19 protein-coding genes are annotated in these 22,196 nt (G+C 36.9%); all 19 read right to left on the bottom strand.

What is annotated here, in order from left to right; translation table 11 throughout:
- Positions 1-64: 64 nt before the first annotated feature.
- The 19 genes from AC4BBR_RS00795 to AC4BBR_RS00705 all read right to left on the bottom strand — a co-directional run bounded on the left by AC4BBR_RS00795 (position 65) and on the right by AC4BBR_RS00705 (position 22,168).
- On the bottom strand, positions 65-1,453 hold the full coding sequence (locus AC4BBR_RS00795; protein ID WP_490460716.1) for a sensor histidine kinase: 1,389 nt from the start codon (positions 1,451-1,453) through the stop codon (positions 65-67).
- Positions 1,450-2,124 (bottom strand): response regulator transcription factor, encoded by a 675-nt coding sequence (locus AC4BBR_RS00790; protein ID WP_490460715.1) that lies wholly within the window; start codon positions 2,122-2,124, stop codon positions 1,450-1,452. The genes AC4BBR_RS00795 and AC4BBR_RS00790 overlap by 4 nt, the downstream gene beginning before the upstream one ends.
- Before the next feature lie 98 nt (positions 2,125-2,222).
- Entirely contained in the window at positions 2,223-3,455 is a 1,233-nt protein-coding gene (locus AC4BBR_RS00785; protein WP_490460714.1) for an ABC transporter permease, read from the bottom strand.
- Entirely contained in the window at positions 3,448-4,137 is a 690-nt protein-coding gene (locus AC4BBR_RS00780; RefSeq protein ID WP_490460713.1) for an ABC transporter ATP-binding protein, read from the bottom strand. Before AC4BBR_RS00780 ends, AC4BBR_RS00785 begins: the two co-directional genes overlap by 8 nt.
- Entirely contained in the window at positions 4,121-5,341 is a 1,221-nt protein-coding gene (locus AC4BBR_RS00775) for an efflux RND transporter periplasmic adaptor subunit (RefSeq protein ID WP_490460712.1), read from the bottom strand. The genes AC4BBR_RS00780 and AC4BBR_RS00775 overlap by 17 nt, the downstream gene beginning before the upstream one ends.
- Before the next feature lie 214 nt (positions 5,342-5,555).
- A complete protein-coding gene (gene ruvB, locus AC4BBR_RS00770) occupies positions 5,556-6,578 on the bottom strand; it encodes a Holliday junction branch migration DNA helicase RuvB (RefSeq protein ID WP_490460711.1) in 1,023 nt (340 codons plus the stop codon).
- 12 nt (positions 6,579-6,590) lie between these two features.
- Entirely contained in the window at positions 6,591-7,202 is a 612-nt protein-coding gene (gene ruvA, locus AC4BBR_RS00765) for a Holliday junction branch migration protein RuvA (protein WP_490460710.1), read from the bottom strand.
- Between the two features lie 174 nt (positions 7,203-7,376).
- Complete coding sequence (locus tag AC4BBR_RS00760) at positions 7,377-9,050, bottom strand: peptide ABC transporter substrate-binding protein (protein ID WP_490460709.1); 1,674 nt, start codon at positions 9,048-9,050, stop codon at positions 7,377-7,379.
- Positions 9,051-9,238: 188 nt separating this feature from the next.
- Positions 9,239-9,676 carry a peptide-methionine (R)-S-oxide reductase MsrB gene (msrB, locus tag AC4BBR_RS00755; protein ID WP_490460708.1) on the bottom strand — a complete coding sequence of 146 codons (438 nt, stop codon included), beginning with the start codon at positions 9,674-9,676 and terminating at the stop codon, positions 9,239-9,241.
- A 92-nt stretch (positions 9,677-9,768) separates the two neighbouring features.
- A complete protein-coding gene (locus tag AC4BBR_RS00750) occupies positions 9,769-10,269 on the bottom strand; it encodes an acyl-CoA thioesterase (RefSeq protein WP_490460707.1) in 501 nt (166 codons plus the stop codon).
- Positions 10,270-10,296: 27 nt separating this feature from the next.
- The gene (locus tag AC4BBR_RS00745) at positions 10,297-10,854 is read right to left on the bottom strand and encodes a Maf family protein (RefSeq protein ID WP_490460706.1); all 558 of its coding nucleotides are present in this window, start codon (positions 10,852-10,854) and stop codon (positions 10,297-10,299) included.
- Between the two features lie 27 nt (positions 10,855-10,881).
- Positions 10,882-12,966, bottom strand: a complete 2,085-nt coding sequence (gene mutL / locus AC4BBR_RS00740; protein ID WP_490460705.1) for a DNA mismatch repair endonuclease MutL — start codon at positions 12,964-12,966, stop codon at positions 10,882-10,884.
- 37 nt (positions 12,967-13,003) lie between these two features.
- Positions 13,004-15,571: a DNA mismatch repair protein MutS gene (mutS, locus tag AC4BBR_RS00735; protein ID WP_490460704.1), complete on the bottom strand. Its 2,568-nt coding sequence runs from the start codon at positions 15,569-15,571 to the stop codon at positions 13,004-13,006.
- 2 nt (positions 15,572-15,573) lie between these two features.
- Positions 15,574-15,942: a YlbF family regulator gene (locus AC4BBR_RS00730; protein ID WP_490460703.1), complete on the bottom strand. Its 369-nt coding sequence runs from the start codon at positions 15,940-15,942 to the stop codon at positions 15,574-15,576.
- A gap of 350 nt (positions 15,943-16,292) precedes the next feature.
- Complete coding sequence (locus AC4BBR_RS00725; RefSeq protein ID WP_490460702.1) at positions 16,293-16,610, bottom strand: hypothetical protein; 318 nt, start codon at positions 16,608-16,610, stop codon at positions 16,293-16,295.
- Between the two features lie 1,139 nt (positions 16,611-17,749).
- Positions 17,750-18,805 (bottom strand): WxLIP family cell surface protein, encoded by a 1,056-nt coding sequence (locus AC4BBR_RS00720; protein ID WP_490460701.1) that lies wholly within the window; start codon positions 18,803-18,805, stop codon positions 17,750-17,752.
- Between the two features lie 83 nt (positions 18,806-18,888).
- On the bottom strand, positions 18,889-19,473 hold the full coding sequence (locus tag AC4BBR_RS00715; protein WP_490460700.1) for a WxL domain-containing protein: 585 nt from the start codon (positions 19,471-19,473) through the stop codon (positions 18,889-18,891).
- On the bottom strand, positions 19,474-19,749 hold the full coding sequence (locus AC4BBR_RS00710; protein ID WP_490460699.1) for an LPXTG cell wall anchor domain-containing protein: 276 nt from the start codon (positions 19,747-19,749) through the stop codon (positions 19,474-19,476).
- 13 nt (positions 19,750-19,762) lie between these two features.
- Positions 19,763-22,168: a MucBP domain-containing protein gene (locus AC4BBR_RS00705; RefSeq protein ID WP_490460698.1), complete on the bottom strand. Its 2,406-nt coding sequence runs from the start codon at positions 22,166-22,168 to the stop codon at positions 19,763-19,765.
- Between the last annotated feature and the right edge of the window lie 28 nt (positions 22,169-22,196).

Genomic DNA, 22,196 nt, shown 5'->3' with positions numbered 1-22,196 from the left:
TACTATAATTAGTTTAACAGAGGGATGTAGAGTGTATTTGTATGCAAAGTGGATTTTATCTGTATTATTCACTTAATTTAACTTTTTTGGAATATTGTAAGGTAAACTTCATTCCTGTTTTGTTAGCTATTGGTTCAAATGTAAACGGAATATCATTTTTTAATAATAGTTTAGATATAATGTATAAGCCTAAACCCGTTCCACCGTCTTTTCTAGCACGGGCATAATCTGGACGATAAAAGGGTAAAAATATCTTATCAATTTCCTCTTGTTCCAAAGGGGTACATTGATTTTCAATCACTAAGTTTATTGATGTCAGCGTGATAGTGATGACGCCATTTTTTTTCGTATATTTGACCGCATTGCTCAAAAGGTTCATGAGGACTCGTTTCATATCTTCTTTGTTGCAATTGATTATTACGTCTTTTAATTTTATATCAAAAGCCAGACCTCTTTGAACAGACATTAATTCAAACAAGGCGACTGTCTCATTGATTAAGTCGGTCAATGAAAATTCCTCGCTTGGGGTTTCAAATTTTTCTGGGCTTTCTAATTTTGATATAAATAAAACATCTTGCACTAGCTGACTTTGTGATTCTAGTATCTCTTTACATACATTCAAATAATAGTCTCGGTCTTTAAACCGACCAACGTTTAAGATCATCCCTTCAATGACTCCTAGCATTGCAGTGATTGGAGTCTTCAACTCATGGGAAGCAATTCTCATAAATTCTGATTTGGAATGTTCAATTGCGTTACTTTTTTCTAGTTCTTGATTTAGTGATTGGATATTTTCTAATAGTGAAAGATATAAAAATTGAATATTATTTTCTAATTCACTAATTTCATCTTTTCCTTTTACTACATAATCTGTTGGCTCTTCTAAAACAACCATGTTTTTTGTTCTATTGATGATTCGATGAACTCTTCTGGTTGCCCAATGTGAATAGATGTATGCACCAATTCCTCCAACTAAAAAACTTAAGCCAAGAACATAAGGATAAATTTTTGATAAGGTTTCTTTTACTTCTCTTACTGGCTCTGAATACATGTTCACTGAGATATTATATTTTTCTCCATTTGAATCTTTAATCGTTGTATCTAAAACAGGTATAATGGCGTCAATCGCCACCATTTCAGTGTTATCCGTTGGAATTACCATTTCTGCTGGCTCTTCTGAAAGGGTGGGATATACAATCTTTTCTTTTGAATCTCTTACAACCCAAATTGTCGCCCCTTTACTATTTTCTTCTTTATTGATCGTTTCTTTTATTTTATCTATTGGTTTTGCGTTTATTTCTGCAATTACTTTATGAGCACTTTGAATGGCATTCTCTCTCTTGTCTTTTTCATACACGATAGGAAGTAAGTAAGAAAGTATGCCAAAACTAAATGTAATGCCAATACTGATGATTATCGATATAAAAATAAACGTTTTTGTTCTTGTCTTCATTTTTCCGCCTCTAGGATATACCCAATGCCTTTAATGGTCTCGATGGTTAAATCAGGTATTTTTTTTCTGATATTTTTCATGTGACTATCGATTACTCGATCGTTCGCCGTGAAGTCATACCCCCAGATACTTGCTATCAGCTGCTCTCGGGTCACTACTCGTCCTTTATTTTTAGCTAAATGCTCAACAATCTTATATTCAATTTTTGTTACAGGGACTCGTTCATCTCCTATAAAAATCATTGCTGAGTCAAAATTCATCCGTACATTTCCATAGCGGATTTCTTGTGTTGTGACAGCTGAGGTTTGTTCGGTTCTCCTTAATACTGCTTGAACCCTTTTAACCAGTATCGTCGGTGAGAATGGCTTTATCACATAATCATCTACTTTATGCTTGAAACTAATCAATTGTGTATGTTCTTGATCAATAGCAGTCAACATGATGATCGGCACATCTGATAGTTGTCGAATGCGTTCCAATAATTCTAATCCACTAATTGTCGGCAGCATAATATCTAAAAGAATCAAATTGAACGTTTCTTTTTCGATTAATTTCCACGCTTCTTCACCATCTAAAGTCGAAGAAACTTCATATCCTTTTTCTTCTAAAAAATCAGAAATCACTTGATTCGTCATCGGATCATCCTCGACCACTAATATTTTTATCTTCATTCTATTTTCCCTCCAATAAAAGCTTTTTAAACACAGAGAAACTATAGTTGACTTGGACTCTTTCCAGTCAGCTATAGTTCATAAACATCTTTGACACATTATTCATATCTAAGTGCTTCAATAGGATCTAGCTTGGATGCTTTAACTGCGGGCATTAACCCGAAAACGATCCCAATGATCGAGCAAAATGCAATGCTCCCCACAATAGATAACATGGAAACAACGAATGGATAATTCATCATTGATGTTACTACCTTACCGATTATTATACCTAAAATAATCCCTAGTAATCCTCCAAATATGGTTAACGTGACTGATTCGACTAAAAATTGTTCTAAAATAATTTTTCTTCGAGCACCTAATGCTTTTTTTACACCAATTTCTCTTGTTCGTTCTGTTACTGAAACTAACATAATATTCATAACGCCAATTCCCCCAACAACTAGGGAGATACTGGCAATCCCTGCAAGAAGCAAGAAGTTTGAACGATTGAATTGTTCGAGTTGTTTTTCGATATTTTCAGAATTTCTAACGCCAAATTCATAACCTGATTGCGGAATGAGACCATTTAATAATCCTGCTACTTCTGATGCCTTTGTTTTTAATTGGTCTGTTTGCTCTGTTTGAATAATGACTCTAGGCTCTGGATTTAATTCGTTTGTTATCTTATTCCATTGGCTGATTGGAACAATTGCTTCGCTCTTAGCACCATACCCTGTCATCGTCGCTTCTTCATTTTGTTCATCTTCATATGCACCAATGACTTGAAAGGGGTATCCGTTTATTTCTACGTACTTCCCTATACCTCCACCTTTTGGAAACGTTGTGTCATACGATTTTTTATTCATTATAATCGACTGCTGACTTCCTGTATAGTCAACAGCTGTAAATAATCGTCCTTCGACCACTTTTTTTGTTTCCATTTCAAAATAATTAGCTGTAGTTGCCATTATTGTGGTATTATCACTTTTTTGTCCATTATAAAGTTTCGAGTCTTTCTCATAGATGAGTGCACTATTTTTAATTCCTGTTTGATTTTTTATTTCATCCATTTGCTCTTGCGCTAATATTGGGATATAGGTTGGTTTTTTCTCTTTAGAGTTTTCACTGAATCCTGCGCCATTGAATTGACTTTTTTTGCCGTATTCCACATTAATAGTATTATTACTTCCGCCGACAAATTGTTTTTTCATATTTGCGGTATTTCCTTCGATAATACTAAAAATGGCAATAATCGCTGCAATACCTATAATTACACCCAACATGGTTAAAATGGAGCGGAGTTTGTGCGCCCAAATGGATTGTAAGGACAACATAATATTTTCAAGCATAAACGTTTTCCTCCACCTCATCTTTGGTTATAAAACCATCTCTTAAAAAGATTTTTCTTTTGGTATAATCTGCAACTTCTTGTTCATGGGTAATGATAATGATCGTTTTTCCTTCTTTATTCAATTCAGAAAACAATTCCATTATTTGCTCACTGTTTTGTGTGTCTAAAGCCCCCGTTGGCTCGTCCGCTAAGAGAAAATCAGCGTTGGTGACCAGTGCCCTCGCTACTGCAACCCTTTGCTTTTGCCCACCTGATAACTCAGAGGGTTTAAAGGACACTCTATCTTCCAGCCCAACTTTCCTTAAGGCTTCTAATGCTCTTTCTCTTCTTGATGAGCGATCTACTTTTGAATAAATAAGTGGTAATTCAACGTTTTGCAGTGCGGAAAGCTTAGGCATCAAATTGAAATTCTGAAAAACAAATCCAATCGTTTCATTTCTTAAATCGGCTAGTTGGTAATCTTTCATGTCTCCAACATTTCTATCATTTAAGCGATATATTCCTTTTGTTGGTTTATCCAGACAGCCGATGATATTCATTAATGTGGATTTTCCTGAACCTGATGGGCCCATGATAGAAACATATTCGCCTTTTGAAATGGAGAGGTTGATTCCTTTAAGAATTTCTACTTCTTCTGAACCTTGCCAATATGATTTACGAATATCAGTTAGGTTGAGCATTTTGTCCAACCTCCATTTCTTCTTTCAAATCAGAAGTTGGATACACGATAGCGTCGGTTTCATTTAAGCCAGATTTGATTTCTATAGTGGCATTTTCTTGGTTTTCTTCTCCTATTTCGACTTTTGTTTTTGCTAATTTATTGTGTTTCACTTTCCAAACAAATGCATTGTTCTCTTCTTTGATCACATAATCTTTGGGTAATATGACCTTGCCTGGTTCTGGTGCTTTAGGAGCTGCTCTAACATATACATGTTTGCCAATAGAAGGTGGTACATCTGCCTTGTCAACAACTACTTTAAAAGGATATTTGGAGGCATTTTGATTTTCTTCTTCTTTCTGATCCCCATTATCATCCGTCGTTAAACTACCTACCTTGGTAATTTTACCTGACCAGACTTGTTTCCCATCCGTTCTATCTATGATTTGTACCGCTTGATCTACGGAAAATTTCTCTTTGTTAAACTCGTCTACATTTCCTTCGACATATTGAATAGATGCATCAACGATTTCCATAAATGGTGTTTCACTTTTTTCTGCTGCGGGTTTGTTCATTTGATCTTTATCAATTGTTTTTACAATACCGTCAAATTGAGCGGTCACCGTATTCTGTGTTGTTTTTTGCTGCGCTTTGTCTACTAATAATTGTGCTTTATCCACCTCTATCTGAGCACTAGCTACTTCGGCTTCAGCATTAGATGCTTCCATATAAGCTGCATTAAGATCTGCTTCTGTTATTTTTTCTTTATTTTCGTCGGTTTCTTTATTTGCATCCTCTTTTTTCTTATTGTACTCTTTCCATTTTAAATCTGCTGCTTCTCTTTTTTGCGCGACGCTATTTGCTTGGTTTGTCACACTGAGTTGAGCATCTTTTAATTCTGTTTCATTTTCTACACTATAATAGGTAAATAGCTGTTGCCCTTTCGTTACAGTGTCCCCTTCATTTACATGAACTTCTGTTACAATTCCTCTTGTTGCATCTAAGGTTATTTTGCTTTTAGCATTGGGGATAACTGTCCCAGCTAAGATAGCATCAGAACCTTTTTGGGTTGTCTGCATTACTTCTTTTACTGTTTTTGATACGATGGGCGCGGTCTTTTTTTCATCAGTTTTATTATCGGCTTTCGTTACCATAAAATAGCCAGTTCCTGCTATAATTGCTAGTATTACTACTGCTAATCCTATTTTTAATTTTTTATTTTTCACTATTTTTCCTCCACTGGTTATTTGATAATTTTACTTTAGCAGAGTTCCATGGATTCTATTTGTATGTAGTGTGGATTATTTGTGTATATTGGATTAAATAGTGGGATTCATTGTGAAATTAGCCTGTTTAATTGTATTTTTTATGTGATTGAAAGTAAAAATGACTCTAGCAACTTGGTTAGTAAGCCACGTTGTTTGAGTCATTTTTAATAATTTATTTGGTCATATCATTTTTGTAGTATGATTCGTAGCCAAAATGTTCATAGGCTAAAGCTGTTGCTATCCGTCCTCTTGGTGTCCGTTTGATAAACCCTTTTTGGATCAAATAAGGTTCGTACATATCTTCGACCGTTTCAGTTTCTTCACTGATATTCACTGCTAATGTGCTTAAACCAACAGGACCGCCACCATATAATTCGATCATTGTTTTTAATAGCTTTTGATCGACATAGTCTAATCCTTGATGATCGACTTGTAACAATGTCAACGCCTGATCAGCGATGCCTCGATCAATTGTACCGTCTGATTGTACTTGAGCAAAATCACGTACGCGTTTTAATAAACGGTTGGCGATTCGCGGTGTCCCTCGAGAACGGCGGGCGATTTCAAAGGCGCCGTCTTCTACAATTTCTGTTTGGAAAATATCTGCTGAACGTAACACGATTTCTTTTAAATCTTGTGTTTCATAATATTCCATGTGGGAAATGATGCCAAATCGATCTCGGAGAGGCGCAGATAACATTCCTGCTCTGGTCGTTGCACCAATCAAGGTAAAGGGCGGTAATGGAAAATGAACGGGATGGGCTGTTGTTCCTTGCCCAACCATAATATCCACATAAAAATCTTCCATTGCCGAATACAACATTTCTTCTACAATGCGAGGTAGGCGATGGATTTCATCGATAAATAAAACGTCTCCCGGCTCTAATTCGTTTAAAATTGCGACTAAATCACCTGCTCGCTCAATCGCAGGTCCACTAGTTGTACGGATGTTGACGTGCATTTCATTAGCAATCACCATCGCCATTGTCGTTTTCCCTAATCCTGGCGGTCCATATAAAAGAGTATGATCCAGTGCTTCTTCCCGATTACGGGCTGCTTCAATGTAGATTGTAAGTTCTTGTTTGACTTTGTCTTGACCGATATATTGTTCGAGAAATTGTGGACGTAGTGACTTTTCTAGTGACTCTTCCCCCGTGTTTGTTTCAGCTGAAAGTAGTCTTTCATCTTCTGTCATAACCATTCCTCCTTAGCGTTTCATCATGAATTTCAATGCATTACGTAAGTATTCATCTGTTTGCTGCTTGCCTAGTTCTTCTAATTTCGGTGTGATTCGTTTAATTTCTTTCTCGCTATAGCCTAAGGCACTTAGCGCTTCTAAAGCTTCTGTTAGTGCCTGATTCGCTGATTGGTTCGTTGATGTTTTCGCCATTGCTTCTACGGCTGCTTCTGAGGTTTCTAGTTCACCTAGTTTTCCTTTTAGATCAAGTATCATCTGCTGAGCTGTTTTTTTACCTACACCAGGGAATTTAGTTAAATAAGCGGCATCTTCGCTTTCAATTGCGTTGATTAACCCACCATGGTCTTCTGAAGCCATGATTGCTAAACCACTTTTAGGACCAATTCCTGAAACACTGATCAGTTTTAAGAAAAGTTGTTTTTCATCTAGATCACTAAATCCGTATAATGAATGAGCATCTTCACGGATGACTTGATGGACATAAATTTTGATTTGCTGATCGGTTTTACCTGAATAACGATAAGGGTTACCTACAGAAATCTGATAGCCGATGTTGTTTGTTTCTACTACAATATAGTAAGGACTGATAAACGTCACTTTACCAATGATATATTCGTACATAATTTCACCTTTCTTGATACCGTTGAGGTTAGAACAGAAGTAGCTACTTTTGCACCAACGTTTCTTATGCTTCATACGCACATACGTTTCTATTTTAGCATAGATTTAAGAAAATCAGTAGTTGGATAAAAAAAGCCCGTACGAATTATGATTAAATTCGTACGGAGCCAATTTTTATTCAGAAATATACGTCCATTTATAGTCATATCGTGCGCCAGCTCCATGAGCAATTACACCTTTGACTTTTTCACTGCGCATATGTGCTTCTGCTTTTTGATAAACCGGGGCAACCCCCATATCGTCCATCAATAATTTTTCGGCATCCACCATATCTGTCCAGCGTTTTTCTGGATTTGAGGCATTTTTACTGCCGGAATCGTTGACTAGTTGATCATATTTTTCATTTGAGTAACGACCTCTGTTATATGATCCACCTGTCAAGAATAAGTCCGTAAAGCTACTTGGGTCTGCATAATCAGCACCCCATCCGCCCATGATTACTTCGAAGTCACCATTCTTACCACGGTCTAAACGAACAGTAAATGGCACATTGGTAACTGTCACATCCACGCCATCTAGCGTTTCTTTGACTGCACCTTGAATATATTCTAACACTTTTTTGGTAGAATCTGTGTCATCGCCCACGATGTCAAATTTGAATGAATCGATTCCTAATTCTTGTTTCGCTTTTTCCCAGTATTCTTTCGCTTTTTTAGTATCATGGGTCAATACGCTTTTGTTTTCGTCAGCAAAGTCTTTATTGCCTTCTGGTGAAAACGACATTCCTTCTGGAACAAGACCTGTAGAAGCAATCGAACCGTCTCCTAAAATTCGATCAACCAACGCAGCACGATCGATTGAATAAGAGATTGCCTTTCTTAAATTTACATTTTGATAAGGTGAGTTTGCATCTCTTTGGTTAAATTCAAGATAAGACGTTCGAGCATCTTTTTCAATCACGAGTTCAGGATCATCCGCCATTTGTTTTGCTAATTCTCCACTTAAGATTACATCGTCTGCTTGTCCATCTTGGAAAAGATTCAAGGATGTAGGAGCTTCTTTGACTACTGTAACTGCAATTTTATCTAATTTAACTGCGTCTTTATCCCAATATTGATCATTTTTTGTGTAAGACCACTCGGTATCTGTTCCAGGTCCGTCAAAATCAGTCAATGTAAAGGGACCGTTATAGACTGACGCGTCACTCGTTGTCGCATAATCTTTGCCTTTTTCTTCGACTATTTTTTTATTTTGTGGGAAAAAGGATGGGAACGCCAATAAGTAATCAAAGTATGGTGTTTCTTGTTCTAAGGTTACTTCTAGTTCATGATCGTTGATTGCTTTGATCCCTAATTCGTCTAAACGTTTTTCTCCAGCAGAAACGGCTGCGCCATTTTTGACTAACTCAAACATATACGCATATTCTGCTGCTGTTTTGGGATCAGCTGTGCGTTGCCAGCCGTAGACATAATCTGATGCTACTACAGGATCACCATTTGACCATTTAGCCTCTTCTCTAAGTTTAAATGTATAGGTCAGTCCGTCATCGCTTTTCTTTGCTAGCTCTACTGCACCAGCTGGCTGTGGTTTACTCTTGTCATCTAAACGATATAACCCTTCATAGACATTATTCAATGCTGAAAAGCTGATCGTATTTGTTGCTACTGATAAATCTGCACTTGGCATTTCTTGTTGGACTACTAATTTAAAAAGCTGTTCCCCACTCGCTTTTCCACTCTCATTACCGCTATCTGTAGAATCAGTATTGCCACTATCACCACATGCTACTAATACTAATGTAGACAGCATCATTACACTGATCAATTTCGTTACCTTCATTTTTTTCATTTTATTCTCCTTAATAAATAATTATTTTATTTCTTTTTTATAATTTTCTGAATATTCTTATATTACTAAAAATCTAAGCAAATAGCAATTATTTTTGCGCGAAAATAAAATAATAGCTGTTTTTGAATTTTCCAACTATAAAAAAAGCGTATCTAAGCAGATTTTAACTACTTAGATACGCTCTCATATTATTTAAATAAGGTTTTATATTCCCCATATCCTTCTTTTTCTAGCTCTTCTGCTGGAATAAACCGCAACGCCGCTGCATTGATACAATAACGTAAACCGCCTTGATCTTGTGGTCCATCCGTAAAAACATGTCCTAAATGAGAATCCGCTTCTTTACTGCGTACTTCAACGCGACGCATCCCTAAAGAAAAATCTGAATTTTCTTTGATGCCTTGTTTTTCAATTGGTTTAGTAAACGCCGGCCAGCCACAGCCTGCATCATATTTATCTTTTGAGCTAAAAAGTGGTTCGCCACTCACCACATCCACATAAATTCCTTCTTGGTAAAAGTCATCATATTTACCAGTAAAAGGTCGCTCAGTTGCATTTTCTTGTGTTACAGCATATTCAATATCGGATAGCTTTTCTTTCAACTCTTCTTTTGATGGTTTTTCCATGACAATTCACACCCTTACATTTTTGTTAGTCTTATCATAGCATCATTCAGAAAAAAACACTCACTTTCTGTTTAAGAAGTGGGTGTTCAAGTCTATTGTTTGTTCCAAGGAATAGACAACTCAACATTTTTAGCAAGATTAATACTTTCTTGGCGTTTGGTCTGTCTGGATTGTTTTCTCGCTTCATATCCTTGACAGATAAATCGTTCTTCTTTTGTCTCAGGCTCAATTGTTTTTGGTAAGCTAGCTCCTTTAGGTACTACAAACGTCATAAAGCATGTGCCAGCGAGATAACGTTCTCCTGTAAACAAATCTTCACCAATCACTTTAGCAAATATTTCCATTGAACGAGTACCGACGCCTGATACGTATGCATCGAGACAAACAGAATGGTTTACTTTTAAAGGGGCTAGAAAATCTAAATGATCAACAGAAGCTGTGACAATCGCAGCTCTTGAAACGCGAACTGCTGAAATACCTGCCGTTTCATCTAACCAAGCCATTAATTGACCGCCAAATAAAGTTTTATGAAAATTTAAATGTGGATAGGTGATCATGTGTGTTTGAATGGCTCTTGTTTGTGAACATTTCATTCGTTGTTTCCTTCTTTCATCGTTCAGTTAATAATCAAAAGATGGCAGCATTCGATATAGTGTCGCAATAGGCAACCCCATAATCGAATAATAATCCCCCTGAATACTTTTTACTAATAACGCACCTTGCTCTTGAATGCCATAAGCTCCTGCTTTGTCCTGATACTCTTTTGTCTCTATATAGCGAGTGATTTCTTCATCGGTCAAATCATAAAACTCGACTGTCGCTGGAACTGTGGCCGAAGATTCTTGATCGTCTTTCATTAATACGACGCTTGTATAGACTTTGTGCGTCCTGCCGCTTAGTTGTCGCAGCATTCGAAACGCATCGTCTCTAGAAGTAGGCTTTCCTAATATTTCATTATCGATCGTCACAATCGTATCAGAACCGATTACTAGATCATTAGGGTATTGTTTTGCAATATGTGCTGCTTTTTGTGCCGCCATCGTCAAAACGTAGTCCATCGGGGTAAAATAACCTTTGACTTCTTCATCGATATCAGCTGGCACAACGTTAAACTCAGAAATGATTCGGCTCAACAGCTCACGTCTGCGAGGAGATTGGGAGGCTAGGATAACTGCCATTAGGATTAAACCTTCTTCCTATATTTTTTAGTGCGGATCTTGAATTCGTTTAAACATTTTTTCCATATCTGAGTTTGTAAAATGGATTAAAACAGGACGACCATGAGGGCAATTAAAGGGATTCTCACAGGTTTCAAGATCCTTCAATAACACACGCGCTTGTTGTTCATTTAAATAGTGATTGGCTTTGATCGAACGTTTACAGCTCATCATGATCGCTGTGGCTTCACGGAATTTTTTCACACTGACTGATCCTGTTGATAAAAACATGTCAATCATTTCACGAATGATACTTTCTTCTTCTCCAGCAGGATACCACGTTGGATGCGCACGAACGATAAAACTATTTTGTCCGAAGTCTTCTAAATGAATGCCAACTTCTGCTAAAGTTTCTTTTTTCTCTTTGATCTTTAGTGCATCACTGTTTGGATAATCGATTACAATTGGTACTAATAATTCTTGTAGATCGTTTGTTACTTCCCCGATTTTTTCTCTAAAATACTCATATTTGATACGTTCTTGAGCGGCGTGTTGATCGATGATATACAAACCGTCTTTGCTTTGAGCAAATAAGTAAGTACCGTGCATCTGACCAAAATATTCTAACTCTGGAAAACGTTCTTTTGGGCGTTCATCAGATAACTTGTTTAACACTTTGTTTAAGTCATTTTGAGCACTTGTTTCTGAAAAATCAAATTCTGGATGTTGACTTAACTCTTCTTCATAGACCTGTTGATCAATGGTTGTCTTGTCTTGTGATTGAGGCGTTTCTTCCGACTTTGTAGGTTCTGCTAGATGGCTCTCATCAGAAGTTTGCGGCTCTTCCGTTTCACTGGGTGAACTAAATGCATAAGCTAGCAACGCTTCTTTCTCAAGTTCTTCTTTAGTCTGCGGTTCAGTTTCTTTTGCCCAATTGTTAGTAGATGCTTGAGGTTTATATTCTGGCGATGTTTCTTTAACAAAGAAATTTCCACTACTAGGATCATAGCCTAAATTCCCTGATTTCCGAACAGGTTTGCTAGTTACCTCAGGTTTCGTCAAAGGAATTTCCATTTGCTCAATTTTGGGCTGTTGTTCGACTTTCTTTTTAAATCGAAGATTATCTGCCGCATTTGGAATCAGCTGCTCGTGACTTAATACTTCTCGAATTGCCTCGCTAATTAAAATCATCAATTCTTTTTCTTTACTTAAACGGACTTCTTGTTTTGTCGGATGGACATTGACGTCAACGAGTAATGGATCCATCTCGATTTCTAATACAGCCAGAGGAAAACGGCCGACCATCAGTTTTGAGCCATACCCATCGACAATTGCTTTATTTAAAGCAAAGTTTTTGATATAACGCCCATTGATAATTGTTGATAAATAATTTCGACTCGCTCGTGTAACCTCTGGCAATGAGACATACCCTGTTAACTTAAAGTCTAAATCTTCCGCTTCGATTTTTAGCATTTTTTTTGCTGTGCCAATACCGTAAATTCCAGCGATCGTTTGTTTTAAATCACCGTTACCAGCAGTGTTCATCATTTTATTGCCGTCATGAACCAAGCGAAAAGCAATGTTGGGATGACTTAACGCCAAGCGATTGACAATATCACCGACATTAGCTAATTCAGTTTGAATCGTTTTGACATATTTTAAACGAGCTGGTGTATTAAAAAATAGGTTTGAAACGGTGATTTTCGTTCCCTTTCTTAATGCAGCTGGGCGATGTTCTTCAACCTTACCGCCTTTCATTTGTACATAACTGCCTTCCTCTTCTTCAGAAACAGCAGTTTCTATGGCGATTTCCGAAACGGATGCGATACTGGGCAAAGCTTCTCCTCGAAATCCTAAACTACGTATGCGGAATAAATCGTCTCTTGTATGAATTTTACTTGTCGCATGGCGTTTAAAGGCACTAAGAATATCCTCTTTTGCGATTCCTTCACCATTATCAATGACTTGGATCGTTTTAAGTCCTGCTTCTTCAATAAAAATATCGATTTGAGTGCTTCCTGCATCGATCGCATTTTCTACAAGTTCTTTGACAACTGATGCAGGACGTTCGACTACTTCACCAGCCGCGATCTGATTGGCAAGCTGTTCTGATAATTCTTGTATTTTCCCCATCTATACGATCCTTTCCTTGCTCAGTTTTTTATTTAGTTTAAATTCTTTTTTGCAGTTCATGCAATTTATTTAAGGCATCCATCGGTGTTATTTCTAAAAGATTCATTTTTTTCAACGTATCAATCACGCCTAATTCATCCGTGGATACTTCTTTAAATAGGGATAGTTGTTCCGTATCTTCTTTGATTTCTTCTTTGTATTCAACGGCTTTAAGCGGTTGTTCTTCTGATTCTAATGCTGAAAGAATCGTTGCAGCACGCTCTAGTAAATCACTTGGTAAACCAGCGATTTTAGCGACATGGATTCCGTAACTCTTATCAGCTGGCCCATCCATCATTTTATGCAGGAAAACAACTTCGCCATTTTTTTCCACCGCACCTACGTGAATATTTTTCAATCCAATTAAGTTTTCATCCAAGACGGTCAATTCGTGATAATGGGTCGAAAATAAGGTTTTCGCTTTGACTTCTCTGTGGATATATTCAATGATTGCCTGTGCTAATGCCATTCCATCATATGTTGCAGTGCCTCGGCCAAGTTCATCAAATAAAATCAAGCTATTCGGGGTAGCATGACGTAGTGCTTGATTGGCTTCCATCATTTCCACCATAAATGTACTTTGCCCCGCAATTAAATCATCTGACGCACCGATTCTTGTAAAAATTTGGTCAAAAATTGGTAAGTCTGCGGATTCAGCTGGTACAAAACAACCGATTTGAGCCATTACCACCGTTAATGCTAATTGACGCATGTAAGTACTTTTACCAGACATGTTTGGTCCTGTGATTAATAAGATGATATTGTCTTTGCTCATATGAACGCTGTTTGGAATATATTCTTGATGACCTAAAACTTTTTCTACAACGGGGTGCCGACCTTCTACGATGTGCAGTTCTTTACTGTTACTTTTCAGTGTTGGACGAACATATTGGTATCTTTCACTTACCGTTGCAAAAGCTTGTAAGACATCGACTGCGCTAATTGTTTTCGCTAGTTTTTGCAGACGCTCGATATTAGCTTTGACTTGTTCGCGAACTTCTAAGAATAATTGATATTCTAGATCTACTGATTTTTCTTCTGCTTCTAAAATCAACGTTTCCATTTCTTTTAGTTCTGGTGTAATAAAGCGTTCCGCATTCGCTAGGGTTTGTTTGCGTTCGTATTTGCCTTCTTCTAGGTTAGCTAAGTTAGATTTCGTCACTTCGATATAGTAGCCAAATACTCGATTAAAGCCTACTTTTAATGTCTTAATTCCTGTTTCTTGGCGTTCTTTGGCTTCTAGTTCGGCTAACCATTGTTTACCGTGGCGCATCGCATCTCTGTATTCATCTAATTTTTCGTTGTAGTTATCTTTGATGACATTGCCTTCTGTGATTGCAAGCGGTGCTTCTTCATTGATCGCCCGATTGATTAGTTCTACGACATCTTCAGCTGGATTCAGATCTAATAATAGGTCGTTCCACTCGCCTTGATTGATTCCCACAATCAATTCACGAATCAATGGTACTTGCTCTAACGAAGTCTTCAATTGGAGTAAATCACGCCCGTTCACATTTCCAAAGGCTACACGGCCAGCTAAACGTTCTAAATCATAGACTTTCGTCAAAGTGGATTGTAGGTCAACACGTTCAAAGTAAGCATTCAATAAAGATTGAACCATTTCTTGACGTGTTTGGATTTGTTTTTCTTGAATGAGCGGACGATCTAGCCATTGTTTTAATAAACGACCTCCCATTGCCGTTTTTGTTTCGTCTAATAACCATAATAAAGTTCCTTTTTTCAAGCCTGTCCGAATCGACTGAGTCAATTCTAGGTTGAATTTAGAATAGTGGTCCATCTTCAAGAAATGATCTGGCTGATATTCTACGGCTTTTTGAATGTGAGATAAGCTTCGCTTTTGCGTTACACTTAAATAGGTTAAAAGTTTCCCCGTTACGTCCACTTCTAGCGGATGGGTAAGTTCACTTGTTAAAAAGCTAAATTCGGCTGTTTCTTCTGCTTGATTTTGCTCAGAGAAAATAATATTTAAACGGTCTTTCAGTGTTTGTTTAAGGGTATCTGATAGTGTGCTGCCTAATACAATTTCTTTGGTTTGTAAAGCTGAGGCTTCATTAATCACGCCATCTTCGTCACTCAGTACGGCTGTTTTTAGTTCGCCGGTGCTTAAATCGACATAAGCTAAACCAAATAGATCGTTTGCTTCAACAATAGCTGTCAAATAGTTATTGTCCTTAGCATCTAGACCTTTACTCGTCATCACCGTTCCTGGTGTAATTAGTTGTACTACTTCTCGTTTAACCATGCCTTTGGTTGTTTTGGGGTCTTCTACTTGTTCACAAATCGCAACCTTGTAGCCTTTTTCAATCAGTGTATCGATATAGCCTTGCGCTGCGTGATGGGGAATCCCACACATTGGAATTGGATCATCTGCATTGCGATTACGGCTGGTTAAAGTTAGTTCCAACACTTGCGACGCATTGATGGCATCTTCATAAAACATTTCGTAAAAGTCGCCTAATCGGTAAAATAGAAACGCATCCTGGTATTGATCTTTGATTGCTAAATATTGTTCCATCATGGGTGTGTGTTTCGTTTTTTGCGGCATTGTTACCCTTCCTTCTCTAGTTCTTCGTTGATTCTATGTTGGATCATATCTGTAACGTATTGCAACAGGTCGTTGGCTTCTATCAATTGTTCTCTATACGATACGACTAAAGGATGTTCATCAAATTCTTTTGTTAGTTCATCCGCTCGCTTGATCGCAGCTTTTTCTGCTTCTGGTTTATCATAATGTGCAAATTGAACGGCATCTTTTTGGGCTGCTTTAATTTGTTCGACTAACGCTGTGAGTTTTTTATTGTTTTGAACTTTTTCTTCTAGTTTTTTATACCGCTGAATCAATTCGTCCTCATCAAGCAAGGTTAATAATTTTGTTAATTCTTCGTTGATTTTTTTATCTGTAATGGATAGCTCCATGATTTCACACCTTTATTCTAGATAAGTTTTTGTTGTAAAACAGGTCTACTTATTTTAACATAATTCCAGCAAAATCAACAGTTTGTGGAGAAATACAATAAATTTATTTTTAATGTTTTAGAATTTAATTTTGAAATAGTCAGCAAAAAAACAGGGAAACCTTTTATTTCGGTTACTCTGTTTTTAGGGTTTGCACTTGTTTTGTTTCACTCACTAATACTACTTTATTATTTGTATACTAAATATATCTAGTGATCTAATCCTGCACTAAATTCTGCTTCACTGGCTTCATAATCTGAAAAGAGACTCGCTGAATGAGTGTTGTAGGCATGGAATTTGGCTGATTTTTCTCAGCACTTTTCAATACATTCACACGCATTGATGTAGCGTCGTTCTAAATCTGGGCATGCTGTTTTGGCTAAGCTCATTTCTTGTTCGACAATTTGTTTCACTTGTTCAAATTGTTCAATTTCGGCTAACACTTGGTCTTCGAGGGTGTCAATTCCACAAACCATGCCTTGATAGTCACTGAGCAATCTCTTGTCGGCACTTTCTAACGCTTCTCCTGTCATGATACAACGGTGTATAAAGCAGCATAAAATAGCTTTTAACTGAATCGTACGCCTTACCTGATAAACAGGCTTGGATGCTACTCTGTAGTGAAACAATCGCTTGGTTCGCTTGACTAGTCATCTGTGACGCTTGATTAATTTGTGCTTAAACTTCACTGACGTAAAATTTAAATCTCACTTGCTTTTTCCTCCCTTTGTTTCCAAAAAGAGGCTTGTTCTGCGTTTACGGAGTCTTCTTGATCGACCAACAACCAATACTCTTTTTGTCATTCAACTTGTTGTTCTTCAAATTCTTGTTCTGCTTTTTTCGCTAAATGGAAACTTTCATCGCCCCGCTCTTGATAAAATATCAGAAAAAAAGGGTTGTTATTTTTTCTGATATATAAGAGAAGGGGATTTGGGTGTTATTTAATTGAGGAATGTATACTTTTATATTGTGAATCCTTAGTTGTTTCGGCATATTTATAGCCATAGGATAGAAATAAACAACAAGGAAAGACGATATTAATTCACTTAGACAGAAATGAGTGAATCGGTGGTTGCTTCTTTTAACGATAAAATTAAATAATTGGCACTTCTCGGTATGGCTACCAACCAAACAATTGAAGTTTTGATTAAAAAAACGAACCTGCTTAACAAATCGCCAATAGTGTCAGTCATTTTCTTGTTTTTACACGCTTTTTGTACAGCCGAAGTTCATAAAACTTCTTCTCCTTTCAAGTACAGATAAGTAAAAATAACAGTTCTTTGTCTTACCTATCAACGGTTGTTGAGAAAACTGTAGTCGTTTTTTGTTTCTATCCTATAAACTTTGAGAAAAAGAAAAGGGCTATTTACGAGGGAGCAATGATCATTTCATACACCTTATACTTTTAGTCTTGTTGTCAATCGGAACGAAAGTGCAGTGATATAAAGTAAAAAAAGGCACTTCACTTACCGGTACCATCCAGTAAATGAAGCCCTGGATAGATAGAACGACCTATCTATCCAAGTTGCCTGATTACTAGTACCGTAATACTAGCTTCTTTATTGCACCTATTTTTTGTAAAAATTTATAGACATTTTTTGATTTTTTTTTAAATGGGGGAAGAAATTGGCTATCTTTCTGTGCTGTATCGGAATAAATGGTGAGAAAAAATAGGTCTTTCGTTCAACCTTTTCTTTTTCTCAGTTGCTAATTGTTGTTGAATTCGAATCAAAAAAGTCGCTGCATAAATTTATATCTCTTTATTTCTCTAATTTTTCTTCAACTCTGCCACTTGTTCTTCTAAAGCATTGATTTTTTGTTGTCTTTTTCTGTAGAGAATAACTAAAAGAATCAACAATAGAAGAGCTAGGAATAGTATTATATAGAGTAGGTAGTTGTTTTTAGCATGATGGATATAGGCTTGGTCATTTAAATTTTTCGCTTCTTTTGCGTTGATGTCAAATTCTTTTTCAAAATCCCAGATTTTTCCTTTTGATTCTGCGTGGACAGCTAAAAGATATTTCCCTGGTTTGAATGTTGTTTCTTGTAAGCTTACTGGATTATTGAATACTGAATTTGGTGCCATCTGTAGGTTTGTTTGTTGGGTTTCGTAAAGAATTTTATCTGTGTTTTTCCTTCTGATTTTAACATGTATGTTTAATTTGTTTAGATACGCTGCTTTGGGATTGGTTAAATGGGCAAAGACTGTATTTCTTTTATTAACTTGTCCTAAACTTACTTTGGTTAATTGTAAATCGGGTGCTACTTCTTTTTCTCCGTGTAAAATAAGTGCGATGACATAGCCAAATTGATTTTTAATTGAGACATCTGCTGTGGATTCTTTTGTATTTTCTTTTGTATTTTCATTTGTAAAAATTATTCCGCCTGATACTATTCCCGAAAAGTCTTTGTTAGGCATTACGATAGCATAGTCAACTTCTTTTGATTCATGAGGGGCTAATGTGATTTTGGGTGTGTTTGTTTTTACAAGCTGACTTATATCATAGGGTAAATCAATTGATTCATTTTTGTCACTATTCATATATTCGACCACACCATTCGGATTGGTTGTAGCTGTTTTGACTTTGGTCTGGATGGTTTGTTCTTGATTTGATTTATTTGTGACTTTAACTGCGATTCTTTGTTTTTCTTCTGGGTTAAGTCTTAGATCAAAATATGTTTTGGTTGTGTCAACTTGCTTAGCTGAAGGAATCGCTTTTACTTCATACTCTGCATCTTGAGCCCAAACGTTCAGTGTTCCTACCAGACACCCGAATACAAATCCGATCAGCGGAACTAAAACTTTTAGTGTTCGTTTTATCATTATCTATTCCTCCATTTTTTCTATGTATAATGATTGAGCGTGGTAAAACGGATGCGTTCGTTTAATACCACACTCTATGACGTTTAGTTATTTGTTGGTTGATCTAGTAAAGTCCATGTTAACGTTGTTTCGTATTGTTTTGCTACTTTGACTGTTTCACCTGGTACTTCTAAAATCGCAGCATCTTTCCCGAAGCTTTCGATCGTCACACCATTACCTAGTCCAGCCTCTGCATCTAAAATTGTTGCGCTTGAGCCATCTGTATTTAAGACAACTTCTGTTTTGGCAGTTGCTGAACCGGTTGATTTTTCTGAAATTGTCGGTGTTTTTAATGTGATTTGAGCACTTGTCAGTTCTTTTTCTCCTGCTTTAAGTTGACCTTTTTCAGCCACTTGTACGGTCCAGCCTGCTTCTGTTCCGCGAATATCTTGGACTGTTGTTGCTGTTTCGGATTGGCTTTTATAGACTTCATCCTTGGTAGATATTGGATTAGTTCCAAAATCGAAATCGGCAACATTCAGTAATGTCAGTGCGCCTTGCGTAGGTGCGGTAAAGCCAATATCACTTTTTGACTCTTGATCTATGATTTCCTCTGCACTAACGACCATACTTGTACTAAACATTATTGATACGACTGCTAATCCTGCTAAAATTTGGTTTGTTTTCATTTAAATTCTCTCCTCTTTCATTAATGTTCTATATGATATCATTCCAGTTATAACTAATAGAATGGATATTCCATTTACTTGTAAACTATTATTATGTGATTCCTCACCCGTTTGGGGCAATTGATTTGTTTTATGTGATTCTTTTTTCTTTTCTTCGTAAAAACCGACTGTTACTTTGCTGTTTTCAGCAGCATGACTTTCATTCATTCCTATTAAATAAACAAGATAACTGCCGATTAGTACTAGTTGAAACCATCTTCTTTTTTTATTTTTCACTGCTTAGCACCTTTCAATCATTTGCTACAACATCGTATAATTCCCAGCTGATTTCTCCAGAATATTGATCTGCTAATGCATCGCCGGGTTTCACGTTAACAGTTAACCCCTCATCAGAAGTTGCCCAATCATGAGTTACATTGTAACCCTCATGCGTCGTCGTTACTGCGGATGTAATAACTGATGATGAATTTGTGTGAATCGGCACTGACTGACCCTCTTTTATGTAAAAGAGGGCATCTGCTAATACGTGCTGGGTCTTATTTCCAGTTAACGGTTTATTCAACGTTGCTCGTAATTGCCAACTAGATCCTAGTGTGCGTGTATCTTTGACTACAAGGTCATTATCCTTTGATTCGATTTTGTATTTTTCTTCCTTACTTGATAAAGCATGGGTTCCAAAACTAAGTTGGGTCGGCACAGCTGAAAAACTTAAATGTCCTTGGTAGTTGTAGTTAACGGTTTGTTCTTCGTTTGAAAAAAAACCTGTTGCATTGTCTGGTACAACCGTTAACGTGTAGCCTGGAATTTCTTTTGCTTTTGTCTGATAGAACTGACCGATTTTTCCATCCAACACTTCTGTTGGCGCAATCTCTTGTCCATCTTCGTTTACATAATTTACAATAACTGCTTTCCCTTGGACAAAATCCACTTTGAGTTCTGCTTCGTTACTGGCTTTTGCTTCTTCATTGATAGTCGTTATAGCGGTGTTAGGGATTATGCGTTGATTGATCTGTGGGTCGGCTATTTCTTCTTGATTTAATTGTAGATTGCCATTCAGTTCAATCGTATAGGTCTTTCCATAAAATGATTCATCCGCCAAACTTTCTGGTTTCGCTTCTATTGACAATTCGTTCTCTTCATTTTTGGTACGTGTAAAATAATTCGTCGCACCTTGTCCAGTTTCATCTTTAATTTCGACCTCTTCAGCCGAAATCTCTAGTGAATCTGCTAACGGATCAGTAATTTTTAGCGTTTGGATCGGAAATTTTGGTTCGTAAGCTGGAATTTTTTGAGCAATCGCGTATAATCGCCGTTGCTCATTTCCAGTGTAACTAAACTGTTCTCCACTTTTGGTCGGTGCTTCAAATTCTTCTCCACCAACAATATCTCCTAATCCTGGAAAGTCATCGTAATCAAACATCGCGGTGCTTTCTTCGGCATTGATCGACATATTTGTATGGATATCGTAGCCCGAATACACACTTCCTAGCACTCGCCCTTGCGTATCATCAAGTGTTACAGAAGCCCTCGGCGCCAATACGCTTCCGATAAATAAAGAAGCATTACTTCTAAATTGAATTTCTTGTTCTTCGTCATTAAAATTATGAACCAAATGGGTGGCAATCTTATAGGTTTTACTTTTAAGCTCAGCAGAGATTGTATGGCTGTCAGAATTTACCAAAGGTACTGCTTTATCCGCATATTTCCCTTCAAAAAAGACTCCTTTATTCCCTTCAAAACGATATTCTTCCTCACCAGGCAAACTGGGATAAGCTGTTGCATGAAAAAATGTACTACCACTGAAATTAAACGTTGAAAAATGTTTATAGTTAATGAATACGTACGGTGGTAACATGGTATCAGGATCATAATTTGTATAATTGATGGAAATATCCTGCGCATTTTTGAAGTGATCGATTTGACCATCGACATTGACAATCGCAACAGCTTGTTGAGTCACGCCTTTTTTCAACGCAATATTTATCTGAATCGCTGATTGTCCGCCCCAGTCATTCGGATCTACTACTTTTTGTTCTGTGTTTACTTCGGCTGATTGAACTGATGAATTATAAACGATTGACTGCTCAGCATCGGTCAATGATGCGTAATAATCACTGATGTTTTGGATGTTTTCTGTCACTTGAGAAAAATTTGAAATACCATTATCCGTAAATGAAGGAAAAGATTCGAGTAACTCACTGTACATTCTTTTAGAGAAATTTTCACGTAAGTTAGGATAATATTGCAATGCATCGTTTAGTTCTTTTTCTGTTGGTAACGTGCCTAAATAGTAATGTAAATCTTCACCATTTGCATACTTAAAACTTGTCTCATTCCCATACCAACGAATAATATCACTGCCTGTAATTGTTTCAGAGACAACTGCTGGATCGATTTGGTCTAGTTCCCATTGACGAGTTGTATTTTGATAATTTTGAAAACCACCTTTGGATAATCCAGATGAGCCACTAGATGTTACATTTTTTGCTAGAAACTGACCAACAAGTTGTTTGTCCTGCAATTGATCGGTATTAAAATAAAGTGTCTCACCAGCTGTTAAATTCGTTTTCGTAGAAATTCCAAGCGGATAGTCCTCAGGTGGTAAAATCGTTTCAGCAAAAACCGTGTCTGACGAACTGACAGTATGTAAAAGGCCGAAAAATAAGACAAGTAAACAAACACTATTTTTTTTCATCGATTTCTCCTATCTGCTTATTTCACTA

Source organism: Enterococcus sp. AMC1251, from assembly GCF_058216535.1.
This window is presented reverse-complemented; position numbering and strand designations above follow the sequence as displayed.